The following is a 17,510-nucleotide window of genomic DNA, read 5'->3' on the forward strand; positions in this document are numbered from 1 at the left end:
GGTCCGAGGCCCCGAGGGAGAAATTCCCTCGCTCGTCCCGCATTGCCCTGGTAGTCATGGTCTATGACGACCTCCAGGACCCCCGCCACGACCGATCTGCGGGTGCTTCGGCCCGACGACTGGGATCAGTGGTACGACAACCTGCTCCGTGCCTTCGGCGGAATGCCGGAGTCCGCCGAGGAGCGGGAGTTGTGGAAATCACTCACCGAGTACGACCGTTCCGTGGGCGTCTGGGACGGTGACACGTGTGTGGGCAGCGCGAGTGCCTTCACTTTCCAGGTAACCGTACCGGGTGGTGCCTCCGTGCAGGCGGCGGGCGTCACGCTGGTCGGCGTCGCCGGCACGCACCGCAGGCGCGGGGTGCTCACGTCGATGATGCGACGACAGCTGGACGACGTACGGAGCTGGGGCGAGCCGCTGGCCGTCCTCACGGCGTCCGAGCCCGCCATCTACGGACGGTTCGGGTACGGGCTCGGCACCCACTCGCTGACCCTCGACATCGACACGACGCGCGTACGGCTGACCGTGCCGGACGGCGCCGATGACGTACGGCTGCGGTACGCCGTACCGGCCGAAGCCCTGGACGCCTGCGAGGCGGTGTACGCGCGGCGGGTGCCGGAGCGGCCCGGGATGCTGGCGCGGATGCCCGGCTGGGCGCCGGTCATGGTGCTCGACCCGGAGGGCGAGCGGGACGGGGCGTCGCCGTTGCAGTGCGTTGTCGCCGAGCGGGACGGGGATGTCGTGGGGTTCGCCCGGTTCCGGGTCAAGCCCGACTGGGACGTCACCGGGTCAAACAGCGCGGTTGTCGTCGAGGACGTGGAGGCGCTCGACGCCGCTTCACAGGGGGCGTTGTGGCGGTTCCTGTTCGACATCGACCTGACGTCGAAGATCGTCGCGCGCGGGCGGCCGATCGAGGAGCCGTGGCATCACATGGTGTCGGACATCCGGCGGTGCGGGCTGCACAGGCGGGACGGGCTGTACGTACGGCTGGTCGACGTGGGGGCCGCGTTGGAGGCGCGGACGTACCAGACGCCGGTCGATGTCGTGTTCGACGTCGAGGACGCGTTCTGTCCGTGGAACTCCGGGCGGTGGCGGCTGACGGGCGATGCCAAGGGCGCCGTGTGCCGACGTACGGAGGACGCGGCTGATCTCGCGCTGTCCGTACGGGAGTTGGGGGCCGCCTATCTGGGCGGCGTGCCGTTGGCCGGGCTCGGGGCCGCCGGGCGGGTGCGGGAGGTCCGGCAGGGGGCGCTGGCCGAGGCCTCGGTGGCGTTCGGGTCGGTGGTGCAGCCCTGGTTGTCCCACGGGTTCTGAAATCCCGGGCCCGGGACCCTGGTTGTGCCTTTTCAGTCGCGCTGACAGATGGGGCACCAGAAGAGGTTGCGGGCGGCGAGGGCGGCGGCGCGGATCTCGCCGCCGCAGAGGTGGCAGGGCAGGTTGGCCCTGCGGTAGACGTAGACCTCGCCACCGTGGTCGTCGACGCGCGGCGGGCGGCCCGTCGCCTCCGGGGTGTGTTCCGGACGGACGGTGTCGATGCGGTTGTTGCGTACGCCCTCGCGCATGAGGGCGACCAGGTCGCTCCAGAGCGCGTCCCACTCGGTGGGTGTGATGTCCCTGCCGGGGCGGTACGGGTCGATGCCGTGCCGGAAGAGGACCTCGGCGCGGTAGACGTTGCCCACGCCCGCGATGACCTTCTGGTCCATGAGGAGGGCGGCGATCGTCGTACGACTGCGGCTGACGCGGGCGTAGGCGGTTTGGTCGTCGGCGTCCTCGCGGAGGGGGTCCGGGCCCAGCCGGTCGTGTATCGCCTGCTTCTCGGTGTCCGTGATGAGGGCACAGGTGGTGGGACCCCGGAGGTCCACGTACGAGGCGCTGTTCGCGAGCCGGAGGCGGACCGTGTCCGTGGCGGGCGGGGCCGGGGCGTCACCGAAGTTGACCTTGCCGAAGAGGCCGAGGTGGATGTGGATCCAGTCGGCTTCACGGAAGCGGAGGAAGAGGTGTTTGCCGTGGGCTTCGGTGTCGGTGAGTTCCGCGCGGTCGAGGAGGGCGGCCGCGTCGGAGAACTTGCCCTGGGGGCTGGTGACATGGGGTGCGGTGCGTAGGAACGCGGCGGCGTAGTCCTGGGCGAGCCGGTGGATCGTGTGCCCCTCAGGCACGGTGCTCCTTCTGTGTCCGCGGGTGGGTGGGGGGTGCGGTAGGGGTTTTTCGCCCCCGCCGCCCCTACCCGTCCCATCCCTCCCCCAGAGGGGGGACCCCCGGACGGGCTGGAGGGTGCCGCTACTGCTGGGGGTGGTGCGGCGGGATCGGCGGCAGGTCGCCCGTCGTCTCGTAGTCGGCCAGCATCTCGATGCGGCGGATGTGGCGGACGTCCTCCGAGAACGGGGTCGCCAAGAACGTCTCCACGAACTTCGTCGCCTCGTCCTGCGTGTGCATGCGGGCGCCCACCGCGACCACGTTGGCGTTGTTGTGCTGGCGGCCCAGCGAGGCGGTCTCCTCGCTCCAGGCCAGCGCCGCGCGCACACCCTTCACCTTGTTCGCCGCGATCTGCTCTCCGTTGCCGGAGCCGCCGATGACGATGCCGAGGCCGTCCGGGTCGGCCGCCGTGCGCTCCGCGGCGCGGAGGCAGAAGGGCGGGTAGTCGTCGAGGGCGTCGTAGATGTGGGGGCCGCAGTCCACGGGATCGTGGCCGGCCTCCCTGAGCCACTCGACGAGGTGGTTCTTGAGTTCGAAGCCCGCATGGTCGGAGCCGAGATACACGCGCATACGTCGAGTGTGACATGTCTGTTTCGGGACAGCAGCGCCGGGGGCTGATCACGAAAAGCAGTGGCAACGCTACGAAAGCTCAAGAAAACCTCAAGTAACGATCTGGATTCAAAGGTACAAGAATCTCTTTGCCTCCGATTCACTGGACCAACTGTTTACGCCGTCCCCACCGGCGCGCTTCCCCGTTCACCCGGCGCAAAGGAATTCCCCCATGACCTCGCAGCCGAGCTCCTCCCCGCCCTCTCCCCCGCACGATTCCCCGCCCTCCGGTCTTCAGGCCGGGCTCAAGAACCGGCATCTCTCGATGATCGCCATCGGCGGTGTCATCGGCGCCGGACTCTTCGTCGGGTCCAGCTCCGGTATCCGTACCGCCGGGCCGGGCATCCTTCTCTCCTACGCCCTCGTCGGCACGCTCGTCGTGCTGGTGATGCGGATGCTCGGCGAGATGTCCGCCGCCAATCCGACCTCCGGTTCGTTCTCCGCGCACGCCGACCGGGCGCTCGGGCGATGGGCCGGGTTCTCCATCGGCTGGCTGTACTGGTTCTTCTGGGTCGTCGTACTCGCCGTGGAGGCGACCGCCGGTGCCACCATTCTCGAAGGGTGGGTTCCCGCCGTTCCGCAGTGGGCCTGGGCGCTCATCGTGATGATGGTGCTGACCGCCACGAACCTCGTCTCGGTCGGTTCCTACGGCGAGTTCGAGTTCTGGTTCGCCGGTATCAAGGTCGTCGCCATCAGCGCCTTCGTCATCATCGGCGGGCTAGCCGTGTTCGGCGTGCTGCCCGGTGTCGACAGCGACAAGGCCGGGCTCGGCAATCTGACCGACCACGGTGGGTTCCTGCCCAACGGGCCCGGGGCCATCCTCACCGGTGTACTGCTCGTCGTCTTCTCCTTCATGGGGAGCGAGATCGCCACGCTGGCCGCCGGGGAGTCCGAGGACCCGCAGCGGGCCGTCACCAAGTCCACCAACAGCATCATCTGGCGTGTCGGCGTCTTCTATCTCGGGTCGATCTTCGTCGTCGTCACCCTGGTGCCGTGGAACGATCCGTCGATCAAGGAGAAGGGCTCGTACGTCGCCGCCCTCGACTCCCTCGGTATCGCGCACGCCGGCCAGCTCATGAACTTCATCGTGCTGACCTCGGTGCTGTCCTGTCTCAACTCCGGGCTCTACACGGCCTCCCGCATGGCCTTCTCGCTCGGGCAGCGCGGTGACGCGCCCAGGGCCTTCGCGCGGACCACCTCCCGTGGTGTGCCGCTCGCGGCGATCGTCGCCTCGGTCGTCTTCGGCTTCGTCGCCGTCTTCTTCAACTACAAGTTCCCCGACTCCGTCTTCCTGTTCCTCGTCAACTCCTCCGGCGCCGTCGCCCTGTTCGTCTGGCTGGTCATCTGCTTCTCGCAGTTGCGCATGCGGAAGATCATCGAGCGCGAGTCGCCGGAGAAGCTCGTCGTGCGGATGTGGCTGTACCCGTACCTGACCTGGGCGACCGCCGCCCTCATCGTGTTCGTCCTCGGCTACATGCTCACCGACACCGAGCACGACGGGCGCGAGACCGTGCTGCTCTCGCTGCTGGTAGCGGCCGTTGTGCTCGCCATCGCCGTCGTCCGGCAAAAGAAGACCGGGCGCGGATCGGCGGTCGTCAGCGGCGGTCGGGGCACGTACGCCGTCAATGGCGTCGATGGCATCGACGACGGGGACGACGTCAATGACGTCGTCAAGGTCGGCTGACCCGGTGGGCTGATTCGGTCGGCTGACTCGGTCGGCTGAGTGGTCGGCTTGAGTGGTCGGGGAGTTGTTCAGAGCACCGTGAACGACTCCCTCACCCGCTCGTAGGTCCGCACCGCCTGCTCCTCGATCTCCTGGTCGTACCAGGTGCTGATCTGGTACGACTTCCCCTCCACGTCGAAGCCGAGCAGCCTGGCGTGCCAGTGGGTGCCGTCCAGGGTGAAGGTGTACTCCCAGACGACCGCCGGGTGATCCTGGTACGTCGTCTCCGCGAGGCTGATCTTCGTGTAGTCCTGGCCCTGGCGGGCGTTGCGCTCCGACTCCTCCCAGGTCTCCAGCAACTCACCGCGTGCGAGGGAGGACTTGGCGAGGAGCTCCTGCTTGCCGTCGGGGGACGTGTAGTGCACCTCGGCGCCCGTCTTCACGTCCCGGCGCCAACCCGTGGGCGTCGCCCACGCGTATCCTCCCGCCTCCTCGTGCGCGCCCGGCGGCAGGCTGCGCGGGCGGGAGGTGCCCTCGACCGTGGGCTGGGGGGAGTCGGGGGTGTAGGTCGAGGTGGGGGTGGTGGTGGACTGCGGTGTCGAGGTCGAGGGCGAGGTTGCGGACGAGGCTGAGGCTGAGGCTTCGCGTGATGATCCGGGCGTCGCCGTGTCCTTGTCGCCGGGTGATCCTGCCGTCGCCGCCAGGACCAGCCCGACCAGCACCCCCGCGGTGACCACACCCGCGGCCACCATGACCGTACGGCGGCGGCCCTGGCTCCGGTCACGACCTCGCCCGGGGGCGAACGGGACTGCGGGGCCCGGCAGTTCACCGGACGGCATTGCTGGTGGTACCGCTGCCCGCGGGGCCGTCGGGAGGGCGGCCGCATGCCTCGGACCCGGCCGCCGCTCCGTCACCGCCTGTGCGTGTGCCTGCGCGTCGCCCTGTGCCCGGATCAGTGAGATGCCGGCCCTGCGGGTTCCGCCGGGGCCCGCCGAACCGACCTCGGACCTTATCTCGGAGGGGACTTCGGTAGAGGCGTTGGCCGCCTCGGGGGACGGGGTTCCCAGGACCGGGGTGACTGTCGTGCGTGCTCGAGGCACCGCGTCCGTCGGCGGTGGGGGCTCGGGCTCCTGTTGTTCCTGTTGCTCCTGTTGCTCCCACTGTTCCCGTTCCGGTTCCGGTTCCGGTTCCTCCGGTGGCTGCTCACGTGGCCGGCGTGCGGCCCGTACCAGTGACGCGTCCAGGTATGCGGGCGTCGGGGCGTCCCCGTGCGCCTGTACGGGAGCCGGGGGCGCGGTCTCCTGCACCCCGAGGGTCACCGGCTCCCCCTCCTGCTCCTGTTCCTCTTCGGGGGTCGGCTCCGGGAACGCCACCGGCCTCAGGATCCGTTCCACGTCCTCCAGTGCGGGCCTGGCCGACGGCTCCTTCTCGAGGAGGGCGGCCAGGATGTCGTGCAACGGGCCCGCTGCGGCCGGTAGTTCGGGGTCCTCGTACAGGACCGCGTGCAGAGTCGCCAGGGTCGTTTCGCGGGAGAACGGGGAGCGGCCTCCCAGCGCCGCGCAGAGGGTCGCACCGAGGGACCACACGTCGGACGGCGGGCCCTGGTCCTGGCCCGAGACGCGCTCCGGTGCCATGTAGTCGGGGGAGCCGACGAGCATCCCGACCATCGTGAGGGCCTTCGCGTCCTGGATGGCGGCGATTCCGAAGTCGGTGAGGACGACCCGGCCGTCGCGTCGTTCCACAAGGACGTTGCCCGGTTTGATGTCGCGGTGCAGTACGCCCCCCGCGTGCACCTGGCGCAGCGCGGAGACCAGGCCGAGGCCGAGGCGGGCCGTGTCACCCGGGCCCAACGGGCCTTCCTGGACGAGGAGTTGTTCGAGGGAGCGGCCGGCGACCAGCTCCATGACGATCCAGAGCCGTTCGCCCTCGTCCACGACGTCGTACACGCGCACGACGTTCGGGTGGTCGATCCGGGCCGTCGCCCGAGCCTCGCGGAGTGTGCGTTCACGGCGGGTGCGGGTGTCCTCCGCGTCGAGTCCGTCGATCCGCATTTCCTTGACGGCCACCGGCCGGTCGAGCATTTCGTCGGCGGCCCGCCACACCCGCCCCATTCCCCCCTGTCCGATACTTTCGACCAGCCGATATCGGCCCGTCACCAGCAGACCTGGAGCACCGTCGCCCATATTCCCCCGCAATCCCCTGCACCCCCTCAACGCACGCCCCACCAGAATCACAATGGTCACACTTCGTGCCGTACCAGCATAGTGGCGGGAAATCTTGTGGTACCTCTTCATGGACTGCGAATTCAGGCGCAGTCCAGGGGGATCCAAGGGGGACGAACATGAGTTCTGGTCGCACGACGGCCATCGCGGGATCGCTGCTCACGGCATCTTTCTCGGCCGTGATGATCCTTTCCTTCACCGCCAGCGCGGATGACCAGGGGCCCGCAAGCAGCAAGGGGGGAAAGGCAGTTGACGCGGCGCCGACAGGCGTCAAGTTGACCACCCAGTTGCCCGAGAGCATCTCGGTCGACAACAGTTCGAAAGAAACGGCACTTACTGCCACGGTAAAGAACGACGGGAGCAAGGAAAGCGGCGACATCAGGCTTTTGGTCGTCGGATTCGATGGCCTGACGGTCAAGAACGTTCAGGGCTGTTCGGAGATTGCCGAAGGGGATCTTCCGGAGGGTTCGAACAGCGGTTTCAGCTGCGCCGTCGGCAATCTCGCCGCCGGAAAGTCGAAATCGTACGACGTCGACGCGACGTTCGATCTGGGCAAGGCCGGCAAGATCTGTCTGCCCGTCCAGACCGCCGACGGTTCGAAGACGTTCTGGCAGCAGGGCCCGGTCCCGTTCGGTACGAACAACCCGTCACCGAACGCCCCGGCCACCCCGCTGCTGCTCGGCACCGACAACAAGCCGGTGGCACCCGGCGGCGACGAACTGCCGAGGACCGGCCCGGCGCGCGACCTGCTCCCGCTCGGCGGCGTCGGCGCGGCGCTGCTGTCCGCCGGGGCCGCGGGCATGTGGTGGTCGCAGCGGCGGCCCCGGCAGCCTCAGGGCTGAGTCCGGAAGCCGGGAAGCCGGGTAAGGACGCGGAGGAGTAGGAACGCAGAAGATCCGGGATGCCGTGCGCGGCATCCCGGATCTCGTCAACGTCCGTGCGGAGTATGCGGAGTTTGCGGAGTTCAGCGGTTGAGGAACTTCCAGGCCGTCGGCAGTACGCCCATCGCCAGGGCCGCCTTCAGAGCGTCGCCGATCAGGAACGGTGTGAGGCCTGCGGCGATCGCCGCGCTCGCGCTCATGTCGGCGGCCAGGGCGAGGTACGGGACGCCGATCGCGTAGATGATCGCCTCGCCGACGAGCATCGTGCCCGCCATGCGCGGCATCGAGCGGTCGGCGCCCCGGCGGGCCAGTGCGCCCACGACGGCGGACGCGAGCAGCATGCCGAGGATGTAGCCGAAGGACACCGACGTACCCGAGCCGCCCTCCGCGAACCACGGCACGCCCGCCAGTCCGGCCAGCGCGAAGACGACGAGGGCGGCGAGGCCGCGGCCGGCGCCGAGCGCGGTGCCGACGAGGAGCGCGGCGAAGGTCTGCCCGGTCACCGGTACCGGCGAACCGGGCACGGGGACGGCGATCTGGGCGGCGATCCCGACGAGTCCGGCGCCGCCGAGCACGAGCGCGGCGTCCCGGACGCGGGAGGCGGGGAGCAGGTCGGCGAGGACCTGGCCGGGGAGGGCGGGGGCGACGGCGGTTGCCATGGGGACTCCGCGGAGAGGTGGGCGGCAAGGGACTTCGTGACGCTATCCCAGCGCCCTCGGGCCGATCACCGTCAGCGCCCGACAAAGGAGGAGACGGCTGCTTGGTGGGCTCCGGACAAAGGGTGGGTGTTACACCCGGTACGGCGTGACACCGGTCACTGAGGTGAGGTGGTGTGGGCTACGGAGGTGCGACGGACGCGCTCTGTAGGGTTCCGCCAATCCGGTGCATGGGTCTGAGCATCCCCCGGACCGGACCTGGAGAGGATCTGCCCCTGGCACGACGCCGGTTCGGGGCCGGTCCGGGGCCGGTCCGGACACGTGCCGTCTCGCCCGTCGGTCGCCGTCTGTGCAGGGTCGGCCCGTTTTGCTAGCTTCGACCGCATGGTCGCCCAGTCCCGGTACTTCTCGTCGCGTCGCTATGTCGACCTGCGACGCGTGAGCACAGCCACCTGTCGCCGCCCCGGGTGAGGCGGCTCCGGCGCGCCTCGCTCCACAGGACTCCCCGAACCTTCACGGGTCCCCGAGTCCTCACGAGACGGCGCAGTGTCGGACCGGTTCCCCGAGGATGATCGCCATGCCCCGTGCCGCGGCACCCACCCTTGCCTCCCCCTCACCCCCAATCTCCCCCTCCCTTCCCTCCCGTACCGCCTCCTCGTCCCGCGTGCCTCGCGCCGCCGATTCGGACCGGCGCAGGACGAGCGCGAGTGTCGTCCTGCGGTCCGTGCTGGAGCACGGTCCGGTGGCGCGCAGCACCATCGCCCGGCTGACCGGGCTGTCACCCGCGTCGGTGACGGACTACTGCGCCCGGTTCGCCGAACTCGGCCTGATCCACGAGGAGTCCGTGCCCCGGCGGTCGAACGGCGTGGGGCGTCCGCATGTACCCGTGGACGTGGACTCCTCACGGTTCGTGGTCGCCGGCGTACATGTGGCCCTGTCGTACACGACGGTCGCGCTGCTGGATCTGCGCGGCCGGGTGGTGGCCCGGCGCGAACTGGCGCACGAGCACACCGATCCGGGGTGGGTGCTGGCGCGGGCCGCCGAGGGGCTGCGGGCGCTGCTGGACCGCGCCCCCGGCCGCCGGGCCCTCGGCGTCGGTGTGGCCGTCGGCGGCTGGGTGGACCGGGAGTCCGGGACCGTCGTCGAACACCAGATGCTGGGCTGGCGGGACGTGCCGGTGCGGGACGTGCTCCGCACCCGCACCGGACTGCCGGTCCATGTGGACGGGCACGCACGGGCGTTGGTCAACGCGGAGCGCCTGTTCGGGCCGGCGCGGGGCAGCGGGAGTCTGCTGCATCTGTTCGTCGGCAACGTGGTCGACGCGGCGTTCGCGACCAACGACGAGGTACACCACGGGCCGCGCTCCCAGGCGGGCGCCATCGCCCATCTGCCGGTGCCGGGCGGTACGGAGGCCTGCGACTGCGGGCGTACGGGCTGCCTGCAGGCCGAGTTGAGCGAGCGGACGCTGTGCCGGCGGGCGCGGGAGGCGGGTGTCGTCGTGGGCACGAACCCCATGCATGTGATCGCGGCGGCGGCCGGAGGCGACCCGGATGCCGTACGCCTGCTGGTGCAGCGGGCAACTGCCGTGGGGCGGGCGGCGCGACTGCTGCTCGACGTGCTGAATCCGGAGACGGTGGTCGTGACCGAGGTCGGGGTCATCAACCGCGAGGACTGCCTTGCCGCACTGCGTGAAGGGGTCGGCGCCGAACGCGCCGCCTCTGTCGTGCCGACGAGTTTCCCGGATTCGGTACTCGCGGTGGCGGGCGGTTCGGTGGCACTCGACGTGCTGTACCGGGATCCGCTGGCCGCTTCACCTCAGGCTACTTAATTCAGAAACTCCGAATGTTGACAGGGACCGCGCATGACCTGGAACATCGTACTCATGAGCCCTTTCGTGAGCTGTCGCACCCTCTGTTGCTGACACGTTGCCACTGTTGCTGACACGTTGCCACGTGTGAAGCGCTCATTTCTTCCGCACTTTCTGAGCCTGCTGCTCCCTCCGAGCCCGCTGCGCTCTCCGTGCTCTCCACCCTTCTGTCTTCTGCCTTCTGCGTGAATTCCCTTTCCCGGGCCTCGTCGTGTCCGTGCTCTGAATTCCGCATGTGGTCCTGCCTTCTGAACTCACGGAGTCCTCCCATGCCTTCCTCTCCCCTGCCGGGTGTCGACCGACGGCTCTTCCTCACCTCCCTGCTCGGCGCCGCGGCCAGTGTCGCCGGGCTGAGTGGCTGCGCGAACAGCAGTGCCGCCGCCGACAGCAAGGGCGCCTCGACCGCCCCTCTCGCCGACAGGATCCCGGCCGGTACGAGCCTGAAGATCTCCTCGTATTCGGGCACCCAGCAACTCCAGTTCAAGCTCGCCAAGTTGGGCGAACTTCCTTTCAAGGTGTCGAGCTGGGAGAACATCTCCGCCGGTCCCGATGTCATCAACGCCTTCCGCTCGAGTTCCCTCGACCTCGCCAACAACGCGGGCATTCCGCCGATTCAGGCGCACTTCCAGGGTTACGACGCGAAGATCGTCGCGATCAATGTCACCCGCAAGCCGAACTATCTCTTCGCCACCAAGCCCGGCAGCGACATCCGGTCGGTCGCGGACTTCAAGGGCAAGAAACTCGCCTTCTCGCAGGGGCAGGCCCAGGGTGTCGTACTCCTGCGGGCGCTGCAGAAGGCCGGGCTCGCGTACGACGAGGTCAAGCTCGTCCCGCTGACCAGCAACCAGTTCTTCACCGCACTGCAGTCGGGCCAGGTGGATGTCGCGCCGCTGGCCATCAGCCAGGCGCCCGCGTATTTCCAGCAGTACGGCGCCAAGGGTGCCCGCAGCATCGACACGGACGTGGTCGACCTGCTCAGCCTGCTGTGGGCGCCGGTCTCCGTGCTGAACGACTCCGCGAAGGCCGCCGCGGTCGCCGCGTACATCCCGTACTGGGCCAAGGGTCTGGTGTGGGGGTACGAGAACCCCGACATCTGGAACGAGGAGTTCTACGTCAAGACGCAGAACCTGACCCTCCCCCAGGCGCAGGCGATCACCAAGCTCTCCAACAAGCCGCTGTTCCCGCCGAGTTGGGCCGAGGCGATCAAGTGGGAGCAGGAGACCGCCGATCTGCTCGCGGAGGGCGGCTTCGTGAAGAAGTTCGACGTGAGCTCGCTCTTCGACCACCGCTTCGAGGGCATCGCCGCGAAGTCCGTGGCCGCGGAGTACCGGAGGTGAGCGCCGTGACCACGACCGCCTCTACCGCCGGTGCCGGTGCCGGTTTTGTTGCTGGTGCTGGTGCCGGTACTGGTGCCGCCGCCGAGACCACCGCGTCCGTCGAAGCCGTCGCATCCGTCGAGGCCACCGAGGCCACCGAGGCCACCGAGGCCACCGAGGCCACCGAGGGGAGCGGCTCTCAGGTCCGCAGGCGGCGCCGGCTTTCTCCCGGGAAGCGGCTGCCCGCCGCTCCGCTCGTCGGCCCGGCTCTCGTCATCGGCCTGTGGGCCGCCGCCTCCGCCGCCGGACAGCTCGACCCGGCCGCGATACCGGCGCCCTGGACGGTACTCAGGACCGGCGGCCGTCTGTGGACCGACGGGACCCTGCCGAACGACATCCTGACCTCGCTGCGGCGGGCCGCCTCCGGCTTCGCGATCGGGCTGGTCGGCGGTGTCCTCCTCGCCCTGGCCGCCGGGCTCAGCCGGGTCGGCGAGGCGCTGATCGACGGGACGGTCCAGCTCAACCGAGCCATCCCGGCCCTCGGTCTGATCCCGCTGTTCATCCTCTGGCTGGGCATCGGCGAGACGTTCAAGATCGCGATCATCGCCATCGTCGTCTACATCCCGATCTACCTCAACACGCACGCCGCACTGTCCGGCATCGACAGCCGCTTCGTCGAACTCGCCGAGGTGCAGGGGCTGTCGAGGTTCCAGTTCGTCCGGCAGATCGTCGTGCCCGGTGCGCTGCCCGGATTCTTCGTGGGACTCCGGCTCGGCGTGACCGGCTCCTGGCTCGGCCTGGTCGTCCTGGAGCAGATCAACGCCACCAGCGGACTCGGCTACATGATGTTCCAGGCCCAGAACTACGGCCAGAGCGACGTCATCCTCGTCGGCCTGGTCATCTACGGCTTCTTCGGCCTGGTGTCCGACAGCGCGGTCCGTCTCGTCGAACGGAGGGTGCTGTCATGGCGACGCACACTGAGCAACTGACCCGGTCCGCCGTCCGACTCCGGGGCCTGACACGGTCGTTCGCAGGGCGCACGGTTCTCGACGGTATCGACCTCGACATTCCGGCCGGGCAGTTCACGGCCCTGCTCGGGCACAGCGGCTCCGGCAAGAGCACCTTGCTGCGGGCGGTCGCGGGCCTCGATCACGAGGTCGAGGGAAGTGGTCAACTCACCGCGCCCGAGCGGGTGTCGGTGGTCTTCCAGGACTCGCGGCTGCTGCCGTGGCGGCGGGTACTGGACAACGTACTGCTGGGGACGGACGGCAAGGAGGCTGCCGCGAAGGGCCGGGAGGCTCTCGCGGAGGTGGGTCTGAAGGGGCGGGAACGTGCCTGGCCCAGCGAGCTGTCCGGCGGCGAGGCGCAGCGGGCCGCGCTGGCCCGGTCGTTGGTCCGTGAGCCCGAACTGCTGCTTGCCGACGAGCCGTTCGGTGCGTTGGACGCGCTCACGCGGATCAGGATGCACGGTCTGCTGAGGGAGCTGTGGGAGCGGCACCGGCCGTCCGTTCTCCTCGTCACACACGACGTGGACGAGGCGGTCGCTCTTGCCGAGCGGGTGCTTGTGCTGGAGGAGGGGCGGATCGGGCTCGACCTGGCGATCGACCGGGAGGCGGCTGCGCGCGGCGAGTACAGGGGGTTGTTGCTTGGCGCCCTGGGCGTGACGGAGGACGTCCGGTGAGTGTCGGTCGGCGTGACCGTCTGCTGGGGGCTGCCGCCCCCGGACCCGCGCCGAGAAGCACTGCTCGGACCGAGAGTCCGCACCGGCATTCGCAAGCAAAGGACACGACACCCATGACCCGCCAGCTCCACCTCAACGCCTTCCTCATGACCACCGGACACCACGAAGCCTCGTGGCGGCTCCCCGAGAGTGATCCGTACGCCCATGTCGAGTTGGACCACTACGTGCGGCTCGCCCGGATCGCGGAGCGAGGCACCTTCGACTCCCTGTTCCTGGCCGACAGCCCCCAGTTGTGGGGCAGCGTGGCGCAGCGTCCCGCAGGTGCCCTGGAGCCGCTCACCCTGCTGACGGCCCTGGCTACGGCGACCACGCACATCGGTCTGATCGCGACCGCGTCCACCTCCTACAACTCCCCCTACAACCTGGCCCGCAGGTTCGCCTCGCTCGACATCATCAGCGGGGGCCGGGCAGGCTGGAACATCGTCACCACGGCCGGTGCCGAGGCCGCCCGCAACTTCGGTCTCGACGCGGAGCCCGCCCACGCCCAGCGGTACGCCCGGGCCGCCGAGTTCCTCGATGTGGCTCTCAAGCTCTGGGACAGCTGGGAGGACGACGCGATCGTCGCCGACAAGGCGGCCGGCGTCTGGGGCGACGACGCGAAGGTCCATCCGCCCCGGCACCAGGGGGCGTACTTCAGCGTCGAGGGCGCCCTCAACGTGCCGCGCTCGCCCCAGGGTTACCCCGTGCTCGTGCAGGCGGGGTCGAGCGAGGACGGCAAGGCGTTCGCGTCCCGGTACGCGGAGGCCGTGTTCACCGCCCAGCAGACCATCGAGGACGCGCAGGCCTTCTACGCCGACCTCAAGTCCCGTACGGCGGCGGGCGGTCGCGACCCCGACCACATCAAGGTGCTGCCCGGCATCGTCCCGGTGCTCGGCTCCACGGAGGCCGAGGCGCTGGCGAACGAGCAGGTCCTGGAGGACCACATCGTGTACGCGCACGGCGTGGGCAACCTGGAGGGCCTGCTCAAACTGCCCGCCGGGACACTGGAGTTGGACGCCCAGCTGCCTGCCGATCTGCCGCCCGAGAGCGCGATCGAGGGCGCCAAGAGCCGCTACACCCTCGTTGTCGAGCTGGCCCGGCGCGAGCGTCTCACCGTCCGGCAGCTCATCGGGCGGCTCGGCGGCGGACGCGGGCACCTCACCTTCGCCGGTACGCCCGAGCAGGTCGCCGACGAGATCCAGACCTGGTTCACGCGGGGTGCCGCCGACGGCTTCAACATCATGCCCGCGGTCCTGCCGTCCGGTCTCGAAGCCTTCGTCGACCACGTCGTCCCGATCCTGCGCGCCCGCGGTCTGCTCCGCGAGGAGTACGGGCCGCGCCAGACCCTGCGCGAGAGGTACGGCCTCCCGCGCCCCGCGAACCAGTACGTCAGCCCCGCATCCGCACCCGCCCTCGTCTGACGAACTCCGGAAGGAACTCGCACATGTCCGGCATCGAAATCCAGAAGGTCACCGCCAACATCGGCGCCCGCGTATCCGGCGTGGACATCTCCAAGCCGCTCGACGAGGAGCAGGTCGCCGCCCTCCGCGAGGCTCTCAACGTCCACAAGGCCCTGGTCTTCGACGACGTGAACCTCGACGACGAGGGCCAGCAGGCCTTCGTCCGCCACTTCGGCGAACTGACCACCGCCCACCCGACCGTGCCGTCGATCGACGGCGCCGCGAACGTCCTGCCCGTCGACAGCGAGCGGGGCCGCGCCGCCAACCACTGGCACACGGACGTCACCTTCGTCCTCAACCCGCCGCAGGCCAGCACCCTGCGCAGCATCACGGTCCCGCCGTACGGCGGCGAGACCCTGATCGCCAGTTCGGCCGCCGCCTACCGTGATCTGCCGGAGCCCCTGCGGCAGTTGGCCGACAACCTGTGGGCCGAGCACACCAACGACTACGACTACGCGGTGCCGGACGAGGCGCTCGACGAGGAACTTGCCGCCCAGCGCGCCCAGTTCACGTCCATCAACTTCCGCACGGCCCACCCGGTCGTCCGCGTCCACCCGCTGACCGGCGAACGCGGGCTGTTCATCGGTGGGTTCGCGCAACGGATCGTCGGTCTGTCGGTCACCGAGTCCCGCAAGATCCTGGACCTGCTCCAGGCGTACGTCACCCGCCCGGAGAACATCCTGCGCCACCGCTGGTCGCCGAACCAGCTTGTCCTCTTCGACAACCGCATCACCCAGCACTACGCCATCGACAACTACAACGGCCTGCCGCGCCGTCTGCACCGGGTGACCATCGCCGGTGACATCCCGGTCGGCATCGAGGGCAAGGAGAGCTACTCGATCGCCGGCGACGCCTCGCACTACACGTCGGTCGCCGAGTAACCGGTCACGCGCCCGCCCCGTTCCCCGCCTCTCCGTCCCCCTCCCGGAAAAGACCCTCGTGCGACACACACGAGGGTCTTTTTGTTGCTAGCGTGTAGTTGCAAGTAATGTGCAATAAGAGGTCGAGAGGGACCCCGCATGCCCGTCTACACACTCCCTGAGCTGCCGTACGACTACTCCGCGCTCGCGCCCGTGATCAGCCCCGAGATCATCGAGCTGCACCACGACAAGCACCACGCGGCGTATGTGAAGGGTGCCAACGACACGTTGGAGCAGCTCGCGGAGGCGCGCGACAAGGAGTCGTGGGGGTCGGTCAACGGCCTGGAGAAGAACCTCGCCTTTCACCTCTCCGGCCACATCCTGCACAGCATCTACTGGCAGAACATGACGGGCGAGGGCGGCGGCGAGCCCCTCGACGAGGACGGCGTCGGTGAACTCGCGGACGCGATCACCGAGTCCTTCGGTTCGTTCGCGGGCTTCAAGGCGCAGCTGACGAAGGCGGCGGCCACGACCCAGGGTTCGGGCTGGGGCGTCCTCGCGTACGAACCGCTCAGTGGACGACTGATCGTCGAGCAGGTCTACGACCACCAGGGCAACGCCGGCCAGGGCGCCACCCCGGTCCTGGTCTTCGACGCCTGGGAGCACGCCTTCTACCTCCAGTACCGGAACCAGAAGGTCGACTTCATCGACGCGATGTGGGCCGTCGTCAACTGGCAGGACGTCGCGAAGCGATACGAGGCCGCCAAGTCCCGTACGAACGTACTGCTGTTGGCGCCCTGAGCACCTGAGCAGTCCGCGCCGACTGCTGTGAAGCGTCCTGCCTCGTGATCGTCTTCTCACCGAACGCGACGGCAGGCGGAATGACGGGAGACCCCCGCGAGGACATGACTCGCGGGGGTCTCCCCATATGCCGTGCCCCGGATCTACTCTCGTGGGGCCGGGGCATCAGGCCCCCGGGGCCCGATACGCCGGGGGGATCACATGGTGTCCATGCGGTGCATAAATTGCGCAGGCACACGTCAGGATTTCATCAGGCTCACCGAGACGGAGAAGGAGTACGTCGAGGGGCAGAAGCCGAAACACACTCGCCTCGGCGCCTACTACCGCTGCGCCCGCGACGGTTGCCTGCGCTACCAGCGGCTGGGGAACCAGAAGGACGGCGGCTCCTTCCCCAAACCGGAGGCCGAGGACCAGCCCAAGAGCCAGACCAAGGACCAGGCCAAGAACTGAGGAAGGCCGGCCGCCCTGCGGGTTCTACAGGTCCCGCACGTTGCTACAGGTTGCTGAAGTCCGGGCCAGCCGTCCGCGAGCGCTTGATCTCGTAGAAGCCGGGGACCGAGGCGACCAGGAGGGTGCCGTCCCACAGCTTGGCGGCGTCCTCGCCCTTCGGGGCCGGGGTGACGACCGGGCCGAAGAAGGCGATCTGCTCGCCGTCCGCGCCGGGGACCGCGATCACCGGGGTGCCGACGTCCTGGCCGACCTTGGTGATGCCCTCCGTGTGGGAGGCGCGCAGCTCGGCGTCGAACTCGAAGTCCTTCTGCTCGGCGTAGTCGATCAGGTCGGCGGGCAGGCCGACGTCGGCCAGGGCGCCGGCGATCGACTCGAGGGTCAGACCCTCGCCCTTGTTGTGGACACGCGTGCCCAGGGCCGTGTAAAGGGGGCCGAGGACGTCGGCGCCGTGCTTCTGCCCGGCCGCCGTCACGACCTTCACGCCCAGCCAGGCCATGCCCGCGAGCATCTCGCGGTACTCGTCGGGCAGCTCGTCGAGCTTGTCCTCGTTGAGCACTGCCAGGCTCATGATGTGCCAGCGGACCTCGATGTCACGGACCTTCTCGACCTCCAGGACCCACCGGGAGGTCATCCAGGCCCAGGGACAGAGCGGGTCGAACCAGAAGTCGACGGGGGTCTTGGGCGAGCTCGTCTCGGACATGGGTCTCCTAGAGAAAGTTGCGCTTTCAAGAGGGAACGTATCCGCGCCGTCGCCGCATTCCCCGGTGCCCGGTGCCAGTGGCGCGTGGCAGGATCGGTGCCGGTCGGCCGTA

The 17,510-nt window shown here is 69.1% G+C and carries 16 protein-coding genes; 11 read left to right on the forward strand and 5 right to left on the reverse strand.

From position 1 onward, the window contains the following. Positions 1-63: 63 nt before the first annotated feature. A complete protein-coding gene (locus tag G3I71_RS33775; RefSeq protein ID WP_164320682.1) occupies positions 64-1,314 on the forward strand; it encodes a GNAT family N-acetyltransferase in 1,251 nt (416 codons plus the stop codon). A gap of 32 nt (positions 1,315-1,346) precedes the next feature. On the opposite strand, the gene G3I71_RS33780 is transcribed toward G3I71_RS33775, so the two are convergent. Further along, entirely contained in the window at positions 1,347-2,156 is an 810-nt protein-coding gene (locus G3I71_RS33780) for a DNA-formamidopyrimidine glycosylase family protein (RefSeq protein ID WP_164320684.1), read from the reverse strand. Between the two features lie 121 nt (positions 2,157-2,277). Then, positions 2,278-2,763 carry a ribose-5-phosphate isomerase gene (locus G3I71_RS33785; RefSeq protein ID WP_164320686.1) on the reverse strand — a complete coding sequence of 162 codons (486 nt, stop codon included), beginning with the start codon at positions 2,761-2,763 and terminating at the stop codon, positions 2,278-2,280. A 211-nt stretch (positions 2,764-2,974) separates the two neighbouring features. Between G3I71_RS33785 and G3I71_RS33790 the strand changes: the two genes are divergently transcribed. Beyond that, entirely contained in the window at positions 2,975-4,486 is a 1,512-nt protein-coding gene (locus tag G3I71_RS33790; protein ID WP_164320688.1) for an amino acid permease, read from the forward strand. A 68-nt stretch (positions 4,487-4,554) separates the two neighbouring features. On the opposite strand, the gene G3I71_RS33795 is transcribed toward G3I71_RS33790, so the two are convergent. After that, positions 4,555-6,648 carry a serine/threonine-protein kinase gene (locus G3I71_RS33795; RefSeq protein WP_164320690.1) on the reverse strand — a complete coding sequence of 698 codons (2,094 nt, stop codon included), beginning with the start codon at positions 6,646-6,648 and terminating at the stop codon, positions 4,555-4,557. 158 nt (positions 6,649-6,806) lie between these two features. Here G3I71_RS33795 and G3I71_RS33800 point away from each other — a divergent pair, with 158 nt between their 5' ends. Further along, positions 6,807-7,529 (forward strand): hypothetical protein, encoded by a 723-nt coding sequence (locus G3I71_RS33800; protein ID WP_164320692.1) that lies wholly within the window; start codon positions 6,807-6,809, stop codon positions 7,527-7,529. Positions 7,530-7,651: 122 nt separating this feature from the next. On the opposite strand, the gene G3I71_RS33805 is transcribed toward G3I71_RS33800, so the two are convergent. Next, positions 7,652-8,227, reverse strand: a complete 576-nt coding sequence (locus G3I71_RS33805; RefSeq protein WP_164320694.1) for a biotin transporter BioY — start codon at positions 8,225-8,227, stop codon at positions 7,652-7,654. A 574-nt stretch (positions 8,228-8,801) separates the two neighbouring features. On the opposite strand from G3I71_RS33805, the gene G3I71_RS33810 reads away from it, so the two are divergent. The 8 genes from G3I71_RS33810 (at position 8,802) to G3I71_RS33845 (ending at position 16,698) form a co-directional block, all read left to right on the forward strand. After that, positions 8,802-10,052 (forward strand): ROK family protein, encoded by a 1,251-nt coding sequence (locus G3I71_RS33810; protein WP_164320696.1) that lies wholly within the window; start codon positions 8,802-8,804, stop codon positions 10,050-10,052. A gap of 308 nt (positions 10,053-10,360) precedes the next feature. After that, positions 10,361-11,428, forward strand: a complete 1,068-nt coding sequence (locus G3I71_RS33815; protein ID WP_164320698.1) for an ABC transporter substrate-binding protein — start codon at positions 10,361-10,363, stop codon at positions 11,426-11,428. Positions 11,429-11,433: 5 nt separating this feature from the next. Further along, positions 11,434-12,396: an ABC transporter permease gene (locus tag G3I71_RS33820; RefSeq protein WP_164320700.1), complete on the forward strand. Its 963-nt coding sequence runs from the start codon at positions 11,434-11,436 to the stop codon at positions 12,394-12,396. Further along, on the forward strand, positions 12,372-13,088 hold the full coding sequence (locus G3I71_RS33825; RefSeq protein ID WP_164320702.1) for an ABC transporter ATP-binding protein: 717 nt from the start codon (positions 12,372-12,374) through the stop codon (positions 13,086-13,088). Before G3I71_RS33820 ends, G3I71_RS33825 begins: the two co-directional genes overlap by 25 nt. Before the next feature lie 113 nt (positions 13,089-13,201). After that, a complete protein-coding gene (locus G3I71_RS33830; protein WP_164320704.1) occupies positions 13,202-14,548 on the forward strand; it encodes an LLM class flavin-dependent oxidoreductase in 1,347 nt (448 codons plus the stop codon). A 23-nt stretch (positions 14,549-14,571) separates the two neighbouring features. Further along, positions 14,572-15,468, forward strand: a complete 897-nt coding sequence (locus tag G3I71_RS33835) for a TauD/TfdA family dioxygenase (protein WP_164320706.1) — start codon at positions 14,572-14,574, stop codon at positions 15,466-15,468. A 138-nt stretch (positions 15,469-15,606) separates the two neighbouring features. Continuing rightward, entirely contained in the window at positions 15,607-16,248 is a 642-nt protein-coding gene (locus G3I71_RS33840; RefSeq protein ID WP_164320708.1) for a superoxide dismutase, read from the forward strand. Between the two features lie 201 nt (positions 16,249-16,449). Beyond that, positions 16,450-16,698, forward strand: coding sequence for a hypothetical protein (locus tag G3I71_RS33845; RefSeq protein ID WP_203732070.1), 249 nt, complete (start codon positions 16,450-16,452; stop codon positions 16,696-16,698). Positions 16,699-16,741: 43 nt separating this feature from the next. Here G3I71_RS33845 and G3I71_RS33850 read toward each other — a convergent pair whose 3' ends face one another. Then, entirely contained in the window at positions 16,742-17,398 is a 657-nt protein-coding gene (locus tag G3I71_RS33850) for a DsbA family protein (RefSeq protein WP_164320710.1), read from the reverse strand. Positions 17,399-17,510 lie beyond the last annotated feature (112 nt).

The organism is Streptomyces sp. SID12501, assembly GCF_010550245.1.
Lineage (GTDB): Bacteria > Actinomycetota > Actinomycetes > Streptomycetales > Streptomycetaceae > Streptomyces.